Annotated in this window: 15 protein-coding genes; 4 read left to right on the forward strand and 11 right to left on the reverse strand. The window is 69.0% G+C overall.

The genetic code is table 11. The features are described from left to right. Window positions 1-202: 202 nt before the first annotated feature. From AC0HS0_RS06665 to AC0HS0_RS06700, 8 genes are all read right to left on the reverse strand, one after another. A complete protein-coding gene (locus tag AC0HS0_RS06665) occupies window positions 203-913 on the reverse strand; it encodes a hypothetical protein (protein ID WP_472962631.1) in 711 nt (236 codons plus the stop codon). After that, a complete protein-coding gene (locus AC0HS0_RS06670; RefSeq protein ID WP_472962632.1) occupies window positions 907-7,215 on the reverse strand; it encodes an RHS repeat domain-containing protein in 6,309 nt (2,102 codons plus the stop codon). The genes AC0HS0_RS06665 and AC0HS0_RS06670 overlap by 7 nt, the downstream gene beginning before the upstream one ends. A gap of 50 nt (window positions 7,216-7,265) precedes the next feature. Beyond that, the gene (locus tag AC0HS0_RS06675; RefSeq protein ID WP_472962634.1) at window positions 7,266-10,418 is read right to left on the reverse strand and encodes a DNRLRE domain-containing protein; all 3,153 of its coding nucleotides are present in this window, start codon (window positions 10,416-10,418) and stop codon (window positions 7,266-7,268) included. A gap of 114 nt (window positions 10,419-10,532) precedes the next feature. Further along, the gene (locus AC0HS0_RS06680; protein WP_472962636.1) at window positions 10,533-11,009 is read right to left on the reverse strand and encodes a GbsR/MarR family transcriptional regulator; all 477 of its coding nucleotides are present in this window, start codon (window positions 11,007-11,009) and stop codon (window positions 10,533-10,535) included. A gap of 10 nt (window positions 11,010-11,019) precedes the next feature. Beyond that, the gene (locus AC0HS0_RS06685; RefSeq protein WP_472962638.1) at window positions 11,020-12,720 is read right to left on the reverse strand and encodes an ABC transporter permease; all 1,701 of its coding nucleotides are present in this window, start codon (window positions 12,718-12,720) and stop codon (window positions 11,020-11,022) included. Continuing rightward, window positions 12,717-13,691, reverse strand: a complete 975-nt coding sequence (locus tag AC0HS0_RS06690; protein WP_472962641.1) for an ABC transporter ATP-binding protein — start codon at window positions 13,689-13,691, stop codon at window positions 12,717-12,719. The genes AC0HS0_RS06685 and AC0HS0_RS06690 overlap by 4 nt, the downstream gene beginning before the upstream one ends. Before the next feature lie 70 nt (window positions 13,692-13,761). Next, window positions 13,762-14,514 carry an HNH endonuclease family protein gene (locus AC0HS0_RS06695; RefSeq protein ID WP_472962643.1) on the reverse strand — a complete coding sequence of 251 codons (753 nt, stop codon included), beginning with the start codon at window positions 14,512-14,514 and terminating at the stop codon, window positions 13,762-13,764. After that, window positions 14,511-15,137: a hypothetical protein gene (locus AC0HS0_RS06700; RefSeq protein ID WP_472962644.1), complete on the reverse strand. Its 627-nt coding sequence runs from the start codon at window positions 15,135-15,137 to the stop codon at window positions 14,511-14,513. Before AC0HS0_RS06700 ends, AC0HS0_RS06695 begins: the two co-directional genes overlap by 4 nt. A gap of 75 nt (window positions 15,138-15,212) precedes the next feature. Between AC0HS0_RS06700 and AC0HS0_RS06705 the strand changes: the two genes are divergently transcribed. Next, window positions 15,213-16,562, forward strand: a complete 1,350-nt coding sequence (locus tag AC0HS0_RS06705; protein ID WP_472962646.1) for an MATE family efflux transporter — start codon at window positions 15,213-15,215, stop codon at window positions 16,560-16,562. A gap of 78 nt (window positions 16,563-16,640) precedes the next feature. On the opposite strand, the gene AC0HS0_RS06710 is transcribed toward AC0HS0_RS06705, so the two are convergent. Together AC0HS0_RS06710 and AC0HS0_RS06715 are read right to left on the reverse strand one after the other, a co-directional pair. Then, window positions 16,641-17,849 carry an amidohydrolase gene (locus AC0HS0_RS06710; RefSeq protein WP_472962648.1) on the reverse strand — a complete coding sequence of 403 codons (1,209 nt, stop codon included), beginning with the start codon at window positions 17,847-17,849 and terminating at the stop codon, window positions 16,641-16,643. A gap of 129 nt (window positions 17,850-17,978) precedes the next feature. Further along, window positions 17,979-19,049, reverse strand: a complete 1,071-nt coding sequence (locus AC0HS0_RS06715; RefSeq protein WP_472962650.1) for a LacI family DNA-binding transcriptional regulator — start codon at window positions 19,047-19,049, stop codon at window positions 17,979-17,981. Between the two features lie 66 nt (window positions 19,050-19,115). On the opposite strand from AC0HS0_RS06715, the gene AC0HS0_RS06720 reads away from it, so the two are divergent. Then, entirely contained in the window at window positions 19,116-20,375 is a 1,260-nt protein-coding gene (locus tag AC0HS0_RS06720; protein ID WP_472962651.1) for an MFS transporter, read from the forward strand. A gap of 13 nt (window positions 20,376-20,388) precedes the next feature. Here AC0HS0_RS06720 and AC0HS0_RS06725 read toward each other — a convergent pair whose 3' ends face one another. Further along, complete coding sequence (locus AC0HS0_RS06725) at window positions 20,389-21,441, reverse strand: lactonase family protein (RefSeq protein ID WP_472962653.1); 1,053 nt, start codon at window positions 21,439-21,441, stop codon at window positions 20,389-20,391. A 56-nt stretch (window positions 21,442-21,497) separates the two neighbouring features. On the opposite strand from AC0HS0_RS06725, the gene nucS reads away from it, so the two are divergent. Both nucS and AC0HS0_RS06735 read left to right on the forward strand, forming a co-directional pair. After that, on the forward strand, window positions 21,498-22,193 hold the full coding sequence (gene nucS / locus AC0HS0_RS06730) for an endonuclease NucS (RefSeq protein WP_472962655.1): 696 nt from the start codon (window positions 21,498-21,500) through the stop codon (window positions 22,191-22,193). After that, on the forward strand, window positions 22,193-22,615 hold the full coding sequence (locus tag AC0HS0_RS06735; RefSeq protein WP_472962657.1) for an SseB family protein: 423 nt from the start codon (window positions 22,193-22,195) through the stop codon (window positions 22,613-22,615). Before nucS ends, AC0HS0_RS06735 begins: the two co-directional genes overlap by 1 nt. The last annotated feature ends 7 nt before the right edge of the window (window positions 22,616-22,622 follow it).

A 22,622-nucleotide genomic window follows, 5' to 3' on the forward strand; every position in this document is an offset into this window, starting at 1 on the left:
CCAGCCAACGCACCCATAGAGCACATATACAACGGCGATGAGAGCGGTCACCGCGGCCAATCCAGTTGATATACACCATCGCAGGGACTCCCTCCACCCAAACTCCTGTCAGGAAAAGTCGCCGTTCACCGACAATTGCCCGATTGGCGAATAGGTCGCCTCCCCATAGAGGGTGGTACCCACCAAACCCGGGGTGATTCAATCAGCCTCTCAAGCGGTCGCCCGACCAATCGGTCTTCGCAACCACCACTCCTCGCGACTCAAAATCCTTGATCATTGCGGGGCTCAACTTCCCAATGCCCAGCAAACCGTCAAACGACCAGCCAAGAGCAAGCGGCCCTCCCACGCGTCCGACGGTGGCAAACGAGATGAGCCTCTCGCCAACGGCGACGAGGACCAACGCTCCCGTTACGCGAACGTCCACACCGACTACTGCGATGTCGCGCAATGCAATTCGCGAGGTGCTCCCGTCCCGATCGATGAGAAACGCGAAATTCTTGCCAAGCAAAAACCGGCGTCTATTGAAGGGGGAACCACCTACAAAGTACATGACCAGGTCGGCCCGCTTCAGAGCTCTAGCAGCTTGCACACCCGTGACGGCTGGGATCACGCGAAACAGATACAAAACGAAGAACGGAATGACAAGCGCCAGTCCGGGCCCAAGGACGCGTGCCATGACTGGGGCATCAACGGATTCCACTACCACGATCGCCGTGAATGACCCAAGAACACCCGCAGCCGCCAACGCAGCTATTCCAAGCGTAGCAACGTGCAGCTTTCCTGTGGCCCGCCGTAAGGCAGCATCGATTCCGTCAGTGTTTAAATGAGACGCGACGATCTCCGAAGCCTGACTCGCAATCCTGTCCTGCCTCGAAAGTATTTCCAACCGTTCTCCGTCGATCCCAGCTAGCACGAGTAGCCCACCCTGCAAGACGACCCGGCGGAGATGCCCGCGGACCCAACTCCGCCACCAACTCCAGCTACGCCCCGGACCACGAACATCCAGATGAATTGACCATCTTGGGAGGTACCAAACGTATACGTCGCTCCCACGCCCACCCCCCTCGAGATCTCCCCGTCGAATCCGCCGACTAGCGAATCGAGTTCTTCAGCCGTTCTGGCGTTTGTATATCCGATTCCTGCACCGACGGAAGCACCCAGCTTCAATTGGGTTGAGAGCCCGACGTCAAATGAAAGCACACCCGCACTTTCACCATCGAGTCGCACAGTGCAGCCTGACGCGCCTACACCGGCGATGACCGCCCCGCCTCCACCAGCCACGCACGTCACCATCCCAATGTTCTCGCCGGCGCCGCATTTATTGAAGCTGTACGTGCCACAGTTCTCAATCGAAGGCGTGGTGGATCGCGGGCCAGCCGTCTGCGTGGGCGAGGTGCCGCAGGACAGGTAACTAACCACGCAGGACATGTCGGTCGGTGGCTTCGGCTTCGCCTCCGGACTCGGGCCCTTAGGCTTACCGGGCTTCTTTGCAGGCGGTGGAGTCGGCGCATCTGGGCGGGGGTTCCCCCCGGGAATGTACCTGCTGGTATCTGGTCCTGGCGCAGCGGGATCGCCGTGCGTGATGACCGGGTTGGGTCCGCCCGTGGAACAGTTCGAATGGAAGTTCAGTGAATCGGTGGATCCCACGTAGCATTTCCCGTCGGGGTCGCTGTTGGTCACCGGGTTGTTGGCGGAGTACCCGTACCCGTTGTTCTGCTGCGGGTTCTCCGGTGCGAGCACCGGGTCCACCGACACGAACTTCCCCAACACCGGGTCATACGCACGCGCACCCAACTGCGTCAGCCCCGTCGTCGGCGACGCCGGCGCATTCAAATACCCGCGACCGGAGGACCACTCCACACCCGCACCACGCGGGTTGCCGTACGGGTCCGCGAAGCGACGGCTGATCTGCCCCGACACCACATCCACAGCGAGATCCTGCGTGCGATTCAGATCACCAGACACCCACGACACCACCGACCCCGACACATCCGCCTTCGTCGAACGCTCCGCGATCGGCACACCACCCAACGCGTACGTCCGCACCGCAGACGCCCTACTGGCACCCGGCGCCATCGTCACCTCGGTCTCCCCCAGATACAGGGTGGTCCCGGACTTCGGATCCGTCTGCAGCAACACGTTGCCGTCCGCGTCATACACCCGCGACTGGGTCACCCCATCGGCGGTCACCGCGGACAGCTTCCCCGACTCATCCCACGCCAGGGATTGCCCCGGACGGGTCAGAGTGTTCCCGGACTCGTCATACGTGAAATCAGCCCCGCCCACCGCGCTCACCGCATGCGGACGAGCCGCACCCGCTGCCGGGTACGCGTAAGCAGTCGTCGTGTCACTAGCCGCAGTGTGACTGGTTGAGGACAACCGGTTCCCGGTAGCCGGGTCCACCGTGTATGAGGCCCAGTACGGCGCCGCCCCACCCAACGACTTCGCCGACGGGGCAGCCTTACAGTCGCCCGACGTCGGGGTCCACACCTCGGCCAGCGCGTGGAACGCTCCATAGCTGAAACACTGATGGTCCGCCCCGGCCGAGCCGGTGGTCTTGATGCCGATCACATCTCCGGCATCGTTGCGCGTGTACAAACGGTTGGCGGCCTCACTCGAGGTGGCACCGACGAACGCCGTGTCGATGACCTGCGTGGTCTCCCCGGTGCCCGGGTCGAACCCGAACGTGGTCCACAACAGCGACTGACTGCTTCCGCGCGCGATGACCGCCAGCTGCCCGATCGGCGAATAGGTCGCCTCCCCGTAGAGGGTGGTGCCCTGCACCGCATCGACGTTGCCGACTCCGTCATACGTCGTCCGCAGTCGCTCCAACGCGAGACCGCCGATCGCCGGCAGACTTCGCTGCTGCAGCAGACCCGCCTCGTTATACGTCATCGACACCTTGTACGTCGTGCCACCGAACGCCGGCGCCCCAGACGGAATCGAGACCGACGTAGACGTCGGGTTGTACAACTCGTCATACCCATCCACCGAGCTGGTGTACGCCAGGCCAGGCTTGCCTGGCGTCGAGCCGGTGTAACTGGTTGCCTTCGACAGCCGGCCCTTTTCCGACTCATCGTGCGACCACGACGCCAGCAACGCACCGGATGCGGAGCCGGAGTACTTCCCGGTTTTCCGATTCAGCTCGTCGTAGGTGTAGGCAAGGGTCTGGCCCCGGGCATCCGTCGTAGAGGTCAGATTGCCGACCAGATCGTACGTGCTGGTCGTCTGCCCCGAGTCAGGATCCATGGCCTCGACCTGGTTGCCGATAGTGTCGTAGGCCCACGTCCACCGGTTGCCGACCGGGTCCTGCATCGCCGACATCGCGCCGCGGAGATCGAAGGCGTACGTGGTGGTCAAACCCTCTCCCGCGGGCTTGTCTCCCGTGTATTGCGTCAAAGCCGTCCGCTGTCCCAGCGAATTGGTGATGCTCGAGGTCGGAGTGCCTCCGGCCGGTGGTGTCACATCGACCCGATCGGCACCCAGATACGCGGTGCCTGTCCGCTTCGACTCGTCCCCGTATGTGTAGAGGACGGTCGCCACAGTGCGTCCGACCGCGTCGTACGTAACATCGGTGCGCGAAGGTACCTGCGCCATGCTCGTGGGTACGAAGAGCTTGTCTGATGGTGTCGTCGACGCCCAATACGGGCCTGCTGTCGACACGACACGGCCTTGGCTGTCGTACGCCGTGTCGGAGATCACGGCGCCGCTCCGCACCGCGGCTGTCTGCGTCTGGACGCTGCGGCCGAGACCGTCGACCAGATCGAGCGTCTTCTTCGTTCCCAGAGGCAGAACGCTCTCGGTCGCGACGCCCGACGGCGCAGACTGAGACACCGTGTAGGAGAACGCGGTCGACGGGCTGGAGGGGTTCTCCGCCTTCGGTCGGTTCGGCAGCCAGACCCCTGTGCGGCGACCGAGCGCATCGTACGATGCCGTCGTCACCTTGCCGTTCTCGTCTGTAGCGCTCGTGACGGCACCCCATGCGGGATCGAACTCCGTGCTGCTGCTCCATCCGACAGGGTTGGTGGCAGTCACCTTCGTGATCGGGCCCGTGCCGGACGGTGTGTAGGCGATCTTGCTGACACGACCGAGAGCGTCGGTGGCCTCCACCGCGCGGCCGAGGGCGTCGTACTTCGTCGTGGAGGTGGTGGTCCACGTCTGAGCCGAACCATCGAATCCGGTCACGGTTTCCGTCGTGGTCGGAATTCCCTTCGTCGGAACCGCACCGACCGCACCCCCGTCGTAGGAGGTCCGCACGTGGCTGATCATCCGGTCTTCACCGGCAGACGCAGCCTCCTCGCACGTTCCGGAGGTGGCGAGCACCTCCGCTACCCGGCCGAAGATATGCGCCGCCACGTTCGGCGCCGCATACTTCGTGGTGACGCACGACGCCGGCGCATCCGACGGAACGGTCAAGACCGCGACCGGCAGGCCGATGGTCGAGTCGTACGCGGTCGTCGTCGTGATGGTCCGGTTGCCACCCGTCGAGACCGGCTCCGTCACCACGACCTGCGCGTCGCCGGTGTACCAGGCCGAATGCGTACCCGCCGAGACGGTGGGCGCAGACCAGGGCACAGTTGCGGTGTGCGAGACCACCGCACCGCCGACTCCCGCAGTCAGGACCTGCTCTCGCACCCGACCGGCGAATTGCCGCGCGTCGACCACTCCGCCGACCTGCACCGACTTGACGGCGCCCGCAGCCGTGGCGCGGTCGCCGTCGAGCCCGCGGAAGAAGGTGTACTTCGTGACGTTCTGCTCGGCCGGCGTGTTGCGGTCGCCCACTCGGACTTCGGTGGTCGCGAAGCCGGCGAAGATCGACCAGGTGCGCTTGTCCGCAGGGGTCAACGGAGAGTCGTTGTACCTCCAGCCTGGCTCGGTGTACGAGTAGTACTTCTGAATCGGCGGCGCACCCGCCCCTCCGGTCGTCGGGCTGTCCATGACACTGGTCACCACGTACTTGTGGAAGAGGTCCTGCTGAGGCGCCATCGGCGGGTTGTTGGAGGGCGACCACCACTGCGGGTAGCAGCGTTTCGCGTTCGACTGAGGCGCAGCGAAGATCGCCGCGCGGTCCCCCGGGACGCACTCCTGTCCCGAGTAGTTCACCGAAACGATCGCGCCGAGCTCGGTCTTGATCGAGCTGATCCTCCACTTGTCCAGCGGAGCCAGACCGTCCACCGCCCACACCCGGTTCTGCAGCGTGGTGCCGGCGAAGGTGACAGCCGCCTCGGAGATCGGGGTGGAACCGGCAAGACCGGTGTGGACGACGCTGTTCAGCCACAGTGCCGCGGAGGTGCCGTCGCCCGGCTCGGGGAAGCTGTGCTTGAGCGCCCACGAGTCCACGTCCTTGTACGAGCCGCCGGAGAGCACCTGCGTCTTGACGGTGGACAGTTTGGAGGTCGTCCAGAACGTCGGCGAGATCTGCTCCGGGCAGGTGCCCGAGACGCACAGCTGGTCGAAGGGGATGTCCGGGTACGCGGCCGGCTGTGCCGGCTTGACCGCATCGCCCGACGCCGGCTGCGCGGTGCAGCGTCCGCCTCCGTCGTCCGAGCAGCGGCCGTTCTTGTCGTACTCGAACAGCGCCTTGCCCGACGCGCCGTTTGCCGCGTAGGCGTTGGAACCGGACAGACCGTACTCGATACGGGCCAGCTCGCCACCGCGCGTGTAAGACGTGACGGCGGTGCCGTTCTTCGCGTACTTGTTCGTCTGCGCGTTGTAGTAGAAGGCCTCCGCGTTGCCGTGCACGTCGATGACCCAGTCCAGGTTCCAGCGCCAGGCCAGCGCGCAGGAGGACGCGGTGAAGGTGGATGCGTGACACGGCTCGCCCGCGTCGTTGCCGAACACCGGAACCGTCCACGCCGAGTTCGTGGTCGCCTTGCCGTCGGCATAGCCCGGCAGCCGGTTCAGCCCGAAGTAATACTGCGTGCCGTCTGTGGTGACCATCTGCCAGCACGCGGTGTCGGAGGTCCCGTTCGCCGCGCACGGCGCCCCCTTCAGCTCGGTGAAGCGCGTGCCGTCGTCGTTCGCGAGCCGGTACTGGTTCGTCCCCGCAATCGGGATGAGCTCCCCGGAGTGTCCCGCGAAGGACACCGTCGCGTTGGCGTTCTTCCAGCAGAGGTCGCCGGAGGTCTTGACCGCCCCCGACGGTCCGTCGTCGACCGCGCACCCCACATAAGACCGTTCGATGAATCCTGTGCCCGAAAGCGACCAGCCTTCACCGACGGCCGATGGCTGGTTGTTCGTCGATCCGGTCAGCCCGTCCACCGACTGCGAGTCGTACGAGAGGGAGAGCTCCGGCGCCGGGCCGGCAGCCGCAGGCGGAACACGCAGCGGGTACTCCCAGCTGAACGTCCCCGTCTGCGCCGAGACATCCCACGACGCGGACGGTTTCAGCGACGTGGTCGTGAAGTCACCGGTTCCGGCAGCTCCGACGGTCGCCCCCATCGCCATGAGCATCACCGGCGCATCCGCCACCCTCGGCGCGATCAGGATGTCGTCGCCGCTGGTCGATACCTCCGACTCCACCGGCTTCGCGTTCTTCTGGACTTCCTTGGCAGAGGTGGGGGCCTTCTTCGCGTCCACCTGCACCCAGCGAGCACGGGAGGCGTAGTCCGCTCCGAACGCACCCTCGAGCAGCTTCTTCGGCACCCGGACACCCAGCGCGGACGTACCCGACTTGCCGTCGACTCGCTTCAGCTCGAGCACCGGCCCGGACAGTCCCAGCTTCTTCGCCCTGTCCTTGTCGACGAACTTCGCCGAGACCTTGGCCGCCCGCGCCTTCGCTTTGGCCTTGGACGAGCCCTTCTTCGACGCCTTCAGCTGCGACTTCGCCTCCTTCGAACGCACCGGGTCGCCCGCCGACGCGACCTTCACGCCGGTCCAGCCCAGCTCACGCCACTCGCCGTCGACGACGGTCGCGGTCGACCCATCGGCGCTCGCTACGGTGACCGAATCGGACTTGGCCGATCCATCGGTCGACACGGTGTACTCGCCCGACGGGAGGTCGGCGGAGACGATCTCGGCACTGACGGGAGGCTTGCCACCCTTCGCCGAGACATCGGAGGCGCGCGAGCCGGGCACCGCCTTGGCCCAGGCAGGCGGGGTGGGCGCGTCGACGGCTGCCGCGGGAAGCCCCTGAACGGTGGCAAGGACCAGTGCGGCCGCTGTGCCGGCGCCGATGAGCCGTGCGCGTGAGCGCGAGGGATTCTTCAGTTTCACGGTTGTCCTCTGAGAGTGATTCGTGCGTGTCAAGTGCGGTGCAGCCGTATTCAGGGCTGAGGTACGTCCGGGCCTCGGAGGGCGCTGTCCGGCAAAGCGGTCTGATACACCGACACCTGAGCGATCTCGCCATCGAAGAATTGGACGGGCACGGATGACGCCGCGGCCCCGAGGGCGATGGCGCCGATGGCGGGAATGTCGTCCGCCGGCGCAGAGTGGATCGTCTCGCCGTAGGCGACGGCCGTGTCGCTGGCGACGGTAATGCTCAACCGTTTGTTGACGGCGTCCCAGCGACCGGTCACGGTGACGAAACCCGACGTCGTGGCGGCGGACGACACCTTCACGGACCCCGTCGACAGGGTGGCCCCCTGGGAGCGGAGGACGAACTGCCAACTGGAGCCGAAGGACTGGAGGTAGAAACCAGCGTTGACCGATCCGCTCGCTGAGACGAAAGTCTGAGACTCAGGGGCGCCCGTCGTCTTCACGCGTGCCGATACCGTGAACGACTTCGTGGTGTCGATGACGCCCGGTACCGAGGCGGTCGGCTCATACGACACCAGGAAACCGCGGCTGCCTTCATCGACAGCGCCGCCCTCGCACCCCTCGTGAGAACTGATGAAGTAGTCAGCGCCGAGCCGGCACCGGAAGATCTCCTTGGCGGTGTATCCCGAAGGGACCGCGCTCGCTGAGTTCCAGGCGTAACCCAAAGCCCGCCCGACGACTCCTGCGCCTTCGCAACTGGAGCTTGTGGAAATCAGGTTTCCTGCGCCATACGTGCACGCGTACAAGAGGTGCGTCGAGGGCGGCTGCGGGTTACCTACTCCAGCGCGGGCCAGTTGACCGATGGGACCCTCGAGTACATAGTCGGGTACCTCCCCTGTCTCCGCGACGTGAGCGCCCGGCTTCCAATACCGGTTGAGCGTGGTCAGACCGAGAAAACGCAGTTGGGGGAATTCCTCGTCGGAGGTTCCCCACCCCGCGTGACCGCCGATCGCGATGGGCTGGCCTCCCAGGCGGTCCTCCAGAGTTGTGACGCCGCGCTCGTCCGCGTCCCAGACGTGTCCCTGTGACATGTCTGCCCCGGAGGCGTTCACCTGCGCACCCGCTGCGGCCGACTTGGTCGCGGCGTCGTACGAGACGTTGCCCGCCTTGTCATAGGCCGCTACCCACAAGGTCGACAAACGATCGATCGGCGCAACCGAGACTGTCGCCTGTCCGTCTGAAGTGTCGGCACACACCACGCGGACTGACGTGGGCGCTTTGCCGGCGACGTTCCCCGTGAGGCAGTCCGGCATACCGGTGGTGTAATCCGTTACTGGGGCGGGCGGGCTTGCGGCCGGCATGCTCCCCTTCGTCCACCACACCTGGTACCCGGCGATGGCCTCCCCCGCCGGCGGCGTGATGGTCGCGGTCAGCGCCTCCCCGATGCGCGCGCCCGTGGCGTCGAGCGTGACCGTGGGCAGGCCCGGCTTCGTCGAGTCCACGACGAAGTAGCACCATGCAGACGTCCCGGCGGAGAGCTCGATGCCGTCGCCGCTCTCGGCCGCCCACGCGTAGAGCTCGCCGTCGACGAGCGAGTCGGCGGCGATGGTGTGCGTGATGCTGGTACCGCGGGCGAAGAAGCCCGTGCCGGTGCGGGTCTGGGCGCCCGTCGACAGGCGCTTCACGTAGAAGGCGGCGGAGACGTTCTGGTCATCTTGCTCGTGCACGACGACGCTGAGCGTCAGCGGCTGGCGGCCGTAGACGTACGCCGGATCTTGAGGGTTCGTGTTGCAGCCCCGCACGGGCGACGTCATCTTCGACTCCGTCGGCACCTCGGGACGGGTGTTGTAGACGACGATCAGCTGCGCATCGGAACGGTAGTGCTTACGGGTGAGGGAGTTGCCCTCATCTGCTGCGCGGAGTGCCAGCGTCACGTACGGCGCTCGCGCCGCAGCGGCGTCCGCGACGGCCGCGGTCGCAACGTAGCCGACCCACGCCGGGTTCGGCTGACACGATCCCCCGACGTTGTAGCCCTGCTGATCGAGCTGCCGCACCCACTGCCCGGGGTCGCCGTTCCAGGTGAACCCGGCACCCGACTCGCCGTACTGCCAGAGCTGCATCCAGGTGCTCGCGCAACTGTTCGCCCAGGTCTGGACGACGTCGAACCGCGCGCTCAAGATGGTCCGCCCGGCGAGGGAGGAGGTGTCGAAACGGAAGAATGCGCGCGAAAGATAGCCGACGCCGTCCTGGACGCCGTAGCCGGCGCTGTGCTCGGCAGCGTTGAGGTAGGACTGGCCCGGGTAGGCGCGATCGGTGTACCAGCTGGCCTGCGCGTACCGGCTCCAGTCCGGATCCACGTAAAGCGGATAGGTGATGTCGCTCGCTACGATCGCTGCCACATCGAGCACAGTCTCGGAGCCCTCGATCGTCGAGCCCACCGTCTGCGGTTCGACCGCGCCGGAGGACTCCGCGTCGGCGCTCTCGTGCGACGAGTCCCACCACAGGGGCGTGGCCGCCACGATCGGCTCGCCCGCGTCAGTGTGCGCTTCGAGCGTGCCGGTCTCCGCGGCGGTGGCCAAGCGGGCGCCGCGGACCGCGAGGCGCAGCGACGCGAGGCGCTCGTCTTTCGCCGCCTCGGCATTCTTGACGACCAGCACCTCCCGCATGCCCGCCTTGGTGATGGAGACGCGGAGGTCGACGCCGGGCAGAACCTCCCGGAACGTCGCTGTGGCTTTGTTCACGGTGGGCTTCGGGAGGTCGCCGTGCGGCCAGGTCTCGGTGATCCAGTCCCCGGACTCCGCGCGCACGGACACGATCGTCGAGTCGCCGCCCGCGCCGACGCGCACGGGTACAGCGGCGACCTTCGGCTCGAGCCGACCGTCCTTCTCGACCAACGTGGTGTCGATGGGCTTCCAGCGGCCTCCGGCCTTCGCCTGCTCCGGTTCCTGACTGCTGACCGCCTCGAGGTAGCCGTCGGGACGCGCCGACACCAGGAGCGTGGGCGAGCTCAGCGACTCGACGACCACGTCGTGGCCGTACTTCTCGGCGATCTCGCGAGCGGCCGTCTCGGAACCGGCCTGCGAGGCGTCCGCTGGTGCGGATGCCTCCGCGGCTACCGGGCCGGCCAGCGCGGGAGCCGCCCCGAGAAGAGTGGATGCCAGAACTCCCGAGACCAGGAGCGCAAGTGCGGAGCGCCTCCAGCGCGCAGCATGGAACGACAACGGATATCCCCCAGATGATCATCGAGGCGGCCAGAAGACCGCCTCGATCACCTTAGGTTGATATTTTGGGCGTCGACAACTAAATACTAATATTTTCTATGGTTGACCAGTGAATCAGCCATCGGATCGCTGCGCGCGGATCTGCTCCCACTCGTTCAGCATGTCCGGCAGACGATCCTGCATGAACCGGTAGAAGCCCGCCATGTCGCGCAATCGTTCCGTCGCCGGGTCGGCCGGGTCATCGACTGCTGCCAGTCCGGTCTCTGCTTGGTCGGCGAGCACACCGTAGATCGGGCTGTTGCGCACCATCAGCGCGTACCAGTCGGCGGGCATCTGGTAGAGATCCCGTCGGCTGCCGTTCTGCGACAACCGGCGCACGATGCCGAGCGTCTGGAGGTAGCGCACGGCTCCCGAAATCGCGGCGGCGCTGACGTCGAGCCGCTCCGCGAGCTGCGCGGCGGTGAGGCCGGCCGACTCGGTCACCGTGAGGGCCATCAGCACGCGGGCGGGCATCTTGGGGAACCCGGCGGCGGTGAGGACCGCCGCCGAGTGCTCCATCATCTCGGTGAGAGCCCGCTCGTCCCTGGCCATGCCGCCCTCCCTAGCCGATCGCGAAGTCCCGGCGGCGGATGAGAGCCGCGGACGCGGCGAGCGCGACCAGCGCGATGCCGAACATCCAGTATCCCCCGGTCCAATCGACTTTTCCGACGACGACCGGTGCATCCGCGAACGGCGACACGTGCCGCAGCCAGTCGGGCAGCTTGATGAGGGCGCCGAAGATGCCGATGAAAGCGCCGGCACCGAGCGCCGCCCAGCCGACGGGGACCGTCCAGCTCGGCAGCAGGACGAACACCAGGGCGAGGACGCCCAGATACACCATGGCGACCGGGAACTGGGCGGCCGCCGCGGCGAAGGCGTCGTTGAAGGTGGAGGCTTTCTCGCCCGCCGCCACCGCCGACAGCCCGGCGGCGAGCGCGGCCGCCACCAGCACCAGGACGATCGCGATCAGGCCGACGAGCACGAACTCGAGCAGCCAGCGCACCCGCGAGACGGGCGTCGCCATCATCACCTCAGCGGAACCGCTCACCTCCTCCTGTCGCAATCGGATCACCGCCTGTACCGCACACGCTGCCGCGAGCACGCCCACGATCGACATGATCGCCGAGAGGAAGAGCGCGGTCATCGGACCGGAACCGCCGGCGCCGAGGTGGGCGACGGCCTCCCGGATGTTCGAGAGGTTCGGGTCGGAGGCGATCGACGAACTCACGACACTCCCGAGCGCGCCGGCGAGCACGCCGGTGAGAAGGCCGCCGACGGTCCAGCCCAGGATGATCGGCCACTGCAGCCGCCAGGCAAGCCCGAGCGGCCCGTTCAGCATCGGCAGCGCATTCCGCCGGCCCGCGCGCTCGGGCACGATGCCCGCTCCCGAGTCACGCACCGCCTGGAGGCCGAACACCCCGGCGATGAGGACCGCCGCGAAGCCGACCTGCAGGAGCAACGGCCACCAGTCGTTCTGCACGTACGGCGAGAACTGCTCGCCCCAGCCGATCGGGCTGAGCCACGTCGGCCACCCGGACACCATCGTGGTGCCGGAGCCCGTGACGGTGCCGATGGCGTCGCCGATGCCGCGGAGCGCCCAGGCGAGGACCACGACGGCGGCGGCGAACCCGTTCGCGCCGCGAGAGGTGCTCATGACCTGGGCGAGCAGGAGGCCGACGGCCAGGAAGGCGATTCCGGCTCCGCCCACCGCCGCGCCCGCGACGAGCGATCCGTACGCCGGAAGCCCCGAAGCCATGAAGCCGAGCGCAGTGGCGAGCGCCAGCACGATGTTCGCGAGGACGCCGTGGATGACGGTGGCGATGGTCGGCATGATCCGCGCCGCCGGCGTGGAGCCGACGAGCTCGGCGCGACCGGATTCCTCTTCGGCGCGCGAGTGCCGCACGGCCAGGAACGTGTTCATCAGGCCCGCGAGGAGGGCGAGGAAGGTGTAGATCTCGAAGAAGGTGACGGCGGCGATACCGGTCCCCTGCGGGAGGCCGCGCAGCACGAGCACCGTCGGGTTCGCGATCGCGAGCCGGATCAGCTCGGCGCGGCCGGATGCCGAGCCGTAGGTCTGGTCGATGCTGGCGGCGGAGAACAGCGCGAGGAACGCGATGCAGAGGATCCAGATGAGCAGCTGCCAGCGGTCGCGCCGCAGGCGCTGCCGGAGCAGGACCCGTACGGTCGCGCCCCGCCCGCGCGCGGGCGCCGCGGAGTGGCCTCCCGAGCGGGTGGTGGCACGATCGGCGGTGGTGGTGCTCATCGCGTCTTCGCCCCCTCACCGGCGCGATCGACGTCCGCGCGATCGGCGTCGGCCTGTTCGACGGCCGCGAGCTCGTCGCCGTAGTGCCGGAGGAACAGCTCCTCGAGCGACGGAGGCGCGACGGTCAGGCTCTTCGCGTCGAGGCCCGCGAGGGCTGCGAGCACGGGCGCGAGCGCGTCACTGTCGGCGGTGAACTTCACGCGGCCGTTGTCGAGGCGGAGGTCGTGCGCGTCCGGGATCCGCGAGAGCTGCTCCTGCGTGACGCCGTCGGCCGCGAACGAGATCTCGGTGCGGGTCAGGTGGCGCAGCTGGTCGAGGGTCCCGGACTCGACGGTCCTGCCCGCGCGGATGATGCTCACCCGGTCGCAGAGCTGCTCGACCTCCGACAGGATGTGGCTCGACAGCAGCACGGTCGCGCCCTCGCGGGCGATGCGCGCGATCTCGGCGTTGAAGGTGGCCTCCATCAGCGGGTCGAGACCGCTAGTCGGCTCGTCGAGGATGTAGAGGTCGGCCGGAGTCGCGAAGGCGGCGACGAGCGCCACCTTCTGGCGATTGCCCTTCGAGTAGGCGCGCCCCTTCTTGGTCGGGTCGAGCTGGAAGACCTCCACGAGCCGCTTCTTGCGCTCGGCGTACGCGGCCTTGTCCGCGGTTCCTCCACGCAGGCGCGCGAGGAGGTCGATCGCCTCACCGCCGGAGAGGTTCGGCCAGAGGCTGACGTCACCGGGCACGTACGCGATTCGACGATGGAGGGCGACTGCGTCGCGCCAGGGGTCGCTCCCGAAGACGCTGGCGCGTCCGCCGCTGGAGCGGGCGAGGCCCAGCAGGATGCGGATGGTGGTGGACTTGCCCGCACCGTTCGGCCCGAGGAATCCGTGTACTTCTCCTTCGGTGACGGCGAGGTCGAGCCCGTCGAGGGCCCGCACCCGGCCGAAACGCTTCTCGAGGCCCGTGGCCTCAATCACTGTGCTCATGGGCGGGACTCTACGCTTGTTTCAGTAATTTGTGAAAACTATTAACGGAATCCTTACGCGTGTCGGACCGTCAGCAACGGGCGAGGATGCGCTGGAGCGCCGACTTCTCCGCCGGGTTGACCCAGAGACCGTACTTGACCTTCACGCTGACCTGACGGGCGGCATACTCGCACCGGAAGCCGACGGCCGGCGGCAGCCAGGTCGCCGCGTCGCCGGCGCCCTTGGCCTGATTGGTGGGGCCGTCCACAGCCAGGAGCTCGAGCGGGTCGTTGGCGAGCTGAACCCTCGTCTTCTGACCCAGCGCCTGAGCGCCGGTCTCCCAGGCGTCGAGGAGGGCGACCACATGGTCGATCTGCACGCGGGCCGAAGTCTGCTGACCGCGGGTGAAGGAGATCGTCGTGCCGGTGTACGGATCGGCGAGTGCGCCTGCGAGCACGCGGCAGTCCGCCTGCCGGGTGATGTCGGACAGATCGCGGGCGAGGATGTCGTCGCGGGTGTCGCAGCCGTTGTGGTCGACGTCGAGCCAGGCCTCGCCGAACTTCGCGACACGGTCGTAGCCGGTCGCGGGCGCCCTGCCTTTCACCGGGAGACCGTCGAGGGCGGCGCGTGCTGCAGCGGCATCAAGGAGGCCGGAGGCGGAGCGCGCGCCGGGCGGGGCAGACGCAGGCGCTGCGGTCGAGCTCGCCGCGCCGGCCGGACCGCCACCCTCCGTCGTGCCGCCGCTCAGCACGGCGTAGCCTCCCGCGCTCGCAAGGGCGATCAGCAGGACGACGGCAGCGATCGGCCAGGGAGCCGCGCGGCGCCGGGTACGAGCCTGCGTCACAGGAACGAATCGTCCGGGAGCCCGCGGCGAAGCCCGCGTCGCGACACGTGCACACCCGGCCGCTGCGACGTGGCGATCTCCCCGAGCTCGCGCATCACGCGGCCATAGAAGGGCGCGGCCGTCGCATTGCGGTACGCGCCGGGGTGGAGGTCGGCCTCGTTGCGCAGCCGGATCTCGGCCCGCGCGGCCTCGACCGGCGCGATCACCTTGGCGCCGCCTCGATACCGGATGAGCCGGTGCACCCACTCGTCGAGCGCCTCGGGCAGCCCGGCGGGGACCCGGTCGTGCTCGGCGACGAGGGACGTGCGCGGGACGCCCGCGCTGTCGGGAGAGGTCGCGTAGCGCTCGCGGGCGGGCTGGTCGCTCGCGCGCCGCTCCGCTCGGAGGACGGCGAGGAGGTCGTCGCTGCGATTGGCCTGCTGCGCGAGAACCTCGAGCGCGTCGACCGCCGATGCGTACTCCTCTTCGTAGCCGGCGTAGTCGGACGGATGAGCCGACCGATCATGCGCCAGATCGGTGCGGGCGGAGGCGGCCTGACCCTTGGTGAGCACCGTGCGGCCGTTGCGGACGCGATCGAGACGCCAAGACCAGGTGGACAGGAGTTCCGGCATCAGGTGGCTCATGCCTCCACCCTAGGAAGAGCCTCCGACACCCGGCCCGTACGACACGTCGGCGGCCCGCGGTAGCGTTGTCGAGCCGTGAACCTCCTCCTTCGCCGCCCGCTCGTGCGCCGCCCGCTCGATCGGGAGATCCTGCGCCTCGCCGTGCCCGCGCTCGGCGCGCTCGTCGCCGAGCCCCTCTTCCTCCTGGCCGACTCGGCGATGGTGGGCCACCTCGGGGTCGCACCGCTGGCCGGTCTCGGGATCGCGAGCGCGGTGCTGCAGACGATCGTCGGCCTGATGGTGTTCCTCGCCTACTCGACGACGCCGGCGGTCGCGCGCCGCCTCGGCGCCGGCGACGAACGCGGGGCCGTGGCCGCCGGCGTCGACGGAAGCTGGCTGGCGGCCGGCCTGGGGATCGTGCTGGCGGCGCTCGGCTGGCTCGCCTCGCCGTTCCTCGTCGGACTGTTCGGGGCCTCCGCCGCCGTGTCGGCCGACGCCACGACCTACCTCGCACTGTCGATGCTCGGCCTCCCGGCCATGCTGCTCGTGTTCGCGACGACCGGCCTACTGAGGGGCCTGCAGGACACGCGGACGCCGCTGGCGGTCGCCGTCTGCGGTTTCGGCGCGAACATCGTCCTGAACTTCGTCTTCATCTACGTGGCGGGTCTCGGAATCGCCGGGTCTGCACTCGGAACCGTCGTGGCGCAGTGGGCGATGGTCGTCGTCTACGCGGTGATCGTCGTGCGCCACGCCCGTCGCGTCGGCGCTCCGCTCCTCCCCCACCACAGCGGCATCGGGCGCACGGCGCGGGCCGGCGGCTGGCTGTTCCTGCGAACCGCGAGCCTGCGCGCCGCGATGCTGCTCGCGGTCTTCGCGGCGACACGGCTGGGGCCCGACGACCTCGCCGCGTTCCAGGTGACGATGACCGTCTTCGCGACGCTCGCCTTCGCGCTCGACGCCCTCGCGATCGCCGCGCAGGCGCTGGTCGGCAAGGGTCTCGGAGCCGGACGACTCGGCGATGTGCGGGAGGTCCTCCGTCGCTGCGTGCAGTGGGGTGTCGGAGCCGGGGTGGTGCTCGGCGCCGCGACCGTCGCGCTCAGCCCGGTGGCCGCCGGTCTCTTCACGAGCGACGCGTCGGTCGCGGCGCTCCTGCCTGTCGCCCTGGCGATCATCGGGGTGAGCGCGCCGCTCGGCGGCTACGTCTTCGTCCTCGACGGCGTGCTCATCGGGGCGGGAGACGCGCGCTACCTGGCGCTGACCGGCGTCCTCAACGTCGCGGCGTTCATCCCTCTCGCGCTGGCCGTCGTGGCGTGGGGATCGCATGACGCGGGAGGCCTCGCCGCGCTGACCGCGGCCTTCGCGTTCGGGTACCTCGGAGCGCGGGCGCTCACGCTCGGCCTCCGCGCGCGGGGGCATGCGTGGATGCGGCCGGGCGCCGAACGCTGACCCGTGTGTGGGCCGCTGGTTTTGCGGCAGCTCTGTCTTTGTGCAGCCACTGACGCCGCATTCGGCGCAGCTGTGGCCTCAGGCGAGCCACTCCCGGGCCGCGACGACGAGGGCGCGCACGCCGATGTCGATGGTCGGCTGGGCCAGCGGAGCGAAGAACGGCGAGTGGTTCGACGGGATGTCGGTGTCGACCGTGCCTGCCGCCATCGCCGCGCGCACGACCTCCGGGTCGCCACCGCCGAGCAGCCAGTAGACCAGCGGGACGCCTGCCGCCGTGGCGAGGTTCCCGACGTCCTCGCTGCCCGAGAGCGCGCCCGGCTCGAGCACGGCGTCCGCCCCGAACTCGGCGGCGAAGGCGGCGTTGACGCGGGCGGTGGCGTCTTCGTCGTTGACGGTGACCGGGTAGCGCTCGCCCCATTCGACCGTCGGCTCGTGCGGCGAGCCGCTGGCCTGAACCTCCGCGCGCAGGATGCGGTCTACGCCGTCCAGCACGCGGCCGCGGACCGTCTCGTCGAAGCTGCGCACACTGATGCCGAGGGTCGCCGACGGCGCGATGATGTTGTTCTTCGTGCCGGCGTGGAGGGTGCCGACGGTCACGACGGCCGTGTCCTGCGGCGCGGTCTCGCGGGAGACGACGGTCTGCAGCCGCATCACCGCCGCCGCGGCCATGACGACCGGGTCGATGGTGGTCTCTGGGCGCGATCCGTGGCCTCCACGCCCGTGCAGCGTGACCTCGAAGGCGTCGACTGCGGCCATCGCCGCGCCGGGGTGCGCGCCCACCATGCCGGCGGGGAACGGCGTCACGTGCTGCCCGAGCACGACGTCGGGCACCGGGACCTTCGTGTAGAGGCCGTCCTGCACCATCACCTCGGCGCCGCCGCCGTGCTCTTCGGCGGGCTGGAAGACGGCGACCACGGTTCCCGACCAGTCGTCCGTGGAGGCGACCAGCCGCTCGACGGCGCCCAGCAGACAGGTGATGTGGATGTCGTGCCCGCACGCGTGCATGACGGGGACGGGGTGACCGTCGTCGCCGGGCGCTGTCGCGGTCGAGGCCCAAGGCAGCCCGGTCTGCTCGAGGACGGGGAGGCCGTCCATGTCGGCCCGCAGCAGGACGGTCGGCCCGTCGCCGTTGCGCAGGACGCCCGCGACGCCCGTGCGGGCGATTCCGGTGTGCACCTCGAGGCCGAGTGCCGTGAGCTGCTCTGCGACGACGCCGGCGGTGCGGTGCTCCTCGAACGAGAGCTCGGGGTGGGCGTGGAGGTCGCGGTACAGGGCTTCGAGATCCATGGCTCCACCTTATGCGTGGCCGACGGAGGAATCCTGCGGCCACGAGGGACGAAAGTCGGCTTGCGGAGGAGATACGGGCCGCGTGCGGACGCATCTCCTCCCTTGGCCGCGTCGCTCGACGCCGGGCGACTATGCCCGGCGCGGTTCGGCCGTCGTGTTGCCGAGGTGGAACTCGCTCGTGAAGGACGCGGGCCGCGGCGGCCGGCCCTCCAGCATCTCGACGATCGCGCGGCCGGCCGCGCGGCCCTTGTCGACAGCAGGCTGGACGAGCGTGGTGAGGTCGTACGGCCAGAGGCCGTCGACGCGCACGCCGTCGAACCCGACGACGCTGACGTCGCCCGGCACCTCCAGCCCGAGCTCCTCCGCCGCACGGATCACGCCGGCGGCGAGCAGGTCGCTCTGCGCGATGACCGCTGTCGGGCGGCGGGCCGGGTCTGAGAGGAGCGCCATTCCGGCGATCCGGCCCTCCTCGACGAACGATCCCCGCGTCATCCAGCCTCCTGCGGACGGGAAGACGTCGCGCGCGCCCGCGAGGCGTTCGTTGCCCGTGGTGGAGCTGCCGCCGCTCACGTTCTCGACCGTCAGCGGTCCGCGCGCGCGGTCGCGCGTGAGCGGCAGGGCGACGATCGCGACGTCGCGGTGGCCCAGGTCGCGGAGGTGCTGGGCGGCCGCACGGGTGGCCTCCCGGTTGTCCTGTCCGATCGAGGGGACCTCGTCGGAGGGCCCTCCCTCGATCGCGACCAGCGGGATGCCGCGCTGGCGCAGCATCGCGACCGATTCGTCGAGCCGCGGGCTGCAGCCGACGAGCACGACCGCGTCCATGGGTGCGTCCTCGATGCGCTGCGCGGTCTCGCCCGCGTCGGTGAGGATGAGCAGCCCCGCGTCGATCGTGGCGATCTCGTCGGAGATCCCGTCGAGCAGGGCGATCTTGATCGGGTCGCGGAATGCGTCGCCGACCCGCTCCTCCATCACGACCCCGACGATTCCCGAGCGGCCGCGGCGCAGCGAGCGGGCCCGCGGGTCGGGGCCGGCGTAGTTGAGCTGCTTGGCCGCCTCGAGCACGCGCTCGCGCGTGGCATCGGAGACCGGTCCCGTGCCGGAGAAGGCGAGGGAGGCGGTGGAGTTGGAGACACCGGCCAGCCGGGCGACCGCGGCCAGGGTCGGCCGGGCGCCCAAGAGGGGTGTGCTGCTGTCGTTCACGTGTGGTAGCTTAGTCGAATCGTTTCGATCGAAACGATTCGAGTGCCGAATTCACCAGGAAAGCCGATGTCACAGCCGACCCCGACGACGACCCGGTCGCGCCGCGAGCTGCTCGCTTGGCGCAACGCCGTCTTCGTCATCTTCATCCTCAGCGGACTCGCGATGGCGACCTGGGTCGCCCGCATCCCCGGTGTGCGCGACGACCTGGGCCTCGGCCGCGATCCGTCGTCGGTCGGGTTCCTCATCCTCGGGATGTCCGTCGGCGCCATCGTCGGACTGTCGGTCTCGTCGCTGGTCATGGTGCGCTTCGGACCGCACAAGGGCATGGTCGGCAGCCTCACGATCGTCGCGATCGGCACCCTCCTCATCGGCTTCGGCTCCAGCGTCTTCCACGCCGTCCCCCTCGTCGCGATCGGCCTCATCCTCCTCGGCTTCGGCAACGGGATGGTCGACGTGATGATGAACGTCGAGGGCACCGCCGTCGAGCGCGAGATCGGCAAGACGCTGATGCCGCTCATGCACGCGTTCTTCAGCTTCGGCACGGTCCTCGGCGCCGGCATCGGCGCCGGTGCGGCCGCCCTCCACATCGCGGTGTCGTGGCATCTCTCGGTCATCGCCGTGCTGATGGTCGCGGTGGCGCTGGTCGCCATCCGGTACATCCCGCGCGAGGCGGAGCTCGGTGACGAGACCGAAGCCCAGCCGCGCATGCCGTTCGCGCAGCGGGTACGCGCTTCGCTCGCGGTGTGGGCCGACTGGCGCCTCATCCTGATCGGGGTGGTCATGCTCGGCATGGCGTTCGGCGAGGGATCGGCGAACGACTGGATCGCGCTGGCCACCGTCGACGGCCACGGCCAGCAGAACTCCACCGGCGCCGTCGTCTTCGGCTTCTTCGTCGCGGCGATGACCCTGGGCCGAGTGCTGGGTGGACCGATCGTCGACCGCGTCGGCCGGGTCGCGGCGATCCGGGTGACGGCAGCGATGGGCGTCGCGGGGCTCCTGCTGTTCATCCTCGGAGGCCCGCTCTGGGTGGTCGTGCTGGGAACGGTGCTCTGGGGCTTCGGCGTCTCGCTCGGCTTCCCGCTCGGGATGTCCGCGGCGTCGGAGGGTCAGGACAACCCCGCAGCCCGTGTGTCCGCCGTCGCCATCATCGGATACTGCGCCTTCCTCGTGGGACCGCCGCTGATCGGCTTCCTCGGCAAGGAGTTCGGCCTCCTGAACGCGCTCTACCTCATCCTCGTGCTGCTGGTCGCGTCCTTCCTGGCCGCTCCCGCCGTCCGGCCGCTCGCAGAGCGCCGCGCCCGCGCGACCGCCCCGGTGGCCGAGTAGCCGGTCGGCTCATCTAGACGAACGCGAGGCAGACCGGGGTCGGCACCGGCGACGCGCCCAGGCGCGTGAGCGCACGGGAGTCCGCATCGAACGCCCAGACGACGACCTCGTCGCTGTCCTGGCAGGCGGCGAGCACACGGTCGCCGGAGGGCGCGAACACCAGATCGCGGGGCGCCCGGCCACCCACCTCCACGACCCGCACGAACTCGAGCGCGGAGGCAGCCGCATCGAACGCGAACACTCCCACGGTGTCGTCGCCGCGATTGGTCGCGAGCACTGTGCGCCCGTCTGCGGAGACCCGGACGGCTGCGGTCTGGTTGTTCGCGACCGACCCCGTGCGCTCCGGCCCGCGCGTGCCGAGCGACGCGATCTGCTCGAACCGGTCGTCCTCGCGGCGCAACAGGGCGAGCGTGCTGTCGAGCTCGTTGAGGAGGAAGAGGTGGCTCCCGTCCGGGTGGAACGCCAGGTGACGGGGACCAGCAGCCCCGACCGACACCGTCGCCTCCGGCCGAAGGGTGAGCGCGCCCGCCTCCGTCAGCGCGTACCAGCGCACCTCGCCCAGCCCGAGGTCCACCACGACCAGGTCGCCCGTCACCGGGTCGAGCACGAGCTGGTGCACGTGCGGCGATTCCTGCCGCGGGTGCGGACCATGGCCCTCGTGCTGCACGAACGCCGTGCGCTCGCCGATCGAGCCGTCGTCGCGCAGCGCGAAGACAGAGACGGTGCCTCCGACGTAGGTGCCGGTCGCCAGCAGTCGCCTGAAGGGGTGCACCATCAGGTGCGCGGGCGAGTCGCCGCCGCTGGACACGCGGCCGAGTGGCCGCAGCGTCCCGTCAGAGGCCCGGGCGAAGGCCGAGACGCCGCCGTCTGGCCCTGTCTCCTCGACCGCGTAGACGTGCGCGCCGTCTCCGGTGACGACCACCCACGACGGATCGGGCACCCGAGCAGCGACCGAGACGTCCGCGACCGAGGTGCCGTCGAACCGCGCGGCGAGCACACCCTCCGCATGGCCGTCGACGTGCGGGAGCGTCTGGGTGTACGTGCCGATGAGGAGGTCGTGGGCCATCCCCTCATCCTGCCAGCAGGCCGACCACGGCGAGGCACGCACCGTACACTTGACCGGTGCGCCTCGTGATTGCCAACTGTTCCGTCGACTACGCCGGGCGACTGAGCGCTCACCTCCCGCTCGCCAAGCGGCTGCTGATGCTCAAGGCCGACGGCAGTCTCCTCGTCCACTCCGACGGCGGCTCGTACAAGCCGCTCAACTGGATGAGCCCGCCGTGCACCCTCACGGTCGACGAGCCGGACGAGCAGCAGCGGGAGGCCGGGATCACCCAGGTATGGCGCGTCGCTCAGGCGAAGACCGCCGACCTGCTCATCGTGTCGATCCACGAAGTGCTGCACGATTCCGCGCACGACCTCGGTATCGACCCGGGGTTGCAGAAGGACGGCGTCGAAGCGCACCTCCAGAAGCTGCTCGCCGAACAGATCCACCTTCTCGGCGACGGCCACGTGCTCGTCCGCCGCGAGTACATGACAGCCATCGGCCCGGTGGACATCCTGGCCAGGGACGAGCGCGGCGCCTCCGTCGCCATCGAGCTCAAGCGCCGAGGCGACATCGATGGCGTCGAGCAACTCACGCGCTACCTCGAGCTGATGAACCGCGATCCGCTGCTCGCACCGGTGAGCGGGGTGTTCGCGGCGCAGGAGATCAAGCCGCAGGCCCGCACGCTGGCCGAGGACCGGGGCATCCGCTGCCTCGTGCTCGACTACGACGCCATGCGCGGCCTCGACGACAGCGACTCGAGGCTGTTCTGATGGCCGCGCCGTCGGGGCGGTTCCCGCAGACCTATGAGAACGGCCCGGTCCGCAAGGCGCTCGCCGACATCGCGGCCGAGCCGACTCTCGAGCATCTGGAGGCCCTCCTCGGCGCCGTGCTGAAGGGCGGCCTCGTCGTCGACGTCACAGGCTCGGACCCCGGGGAGGTCCGCCTGCGGACCATCGAGTCGACCGCCGGCGAGCCCGTGCTTCCGCTGTTCACCTCGATGAAGGCGCTGCGCAATGCCGTTGGCGCGGCCGGAGGCAAGGGAACACGCGTGCAGGCTGTGATCGTGCCGGCCGCCGAGGCGCTCGGGTACATCCGCAATGCCGAGTTCGTCGCCGTGCAGTTCGACCCGGGAGCGGCCCACACCATGGTCGTCGCCCGCTCGCACATCGAGTCCGCTCTCAGCGAGCGCTGACGTCACT

The sequence above is a fragment of the Leifsonia sp. PARNA 1/14 genome (genome assembly GCF_055720965.1).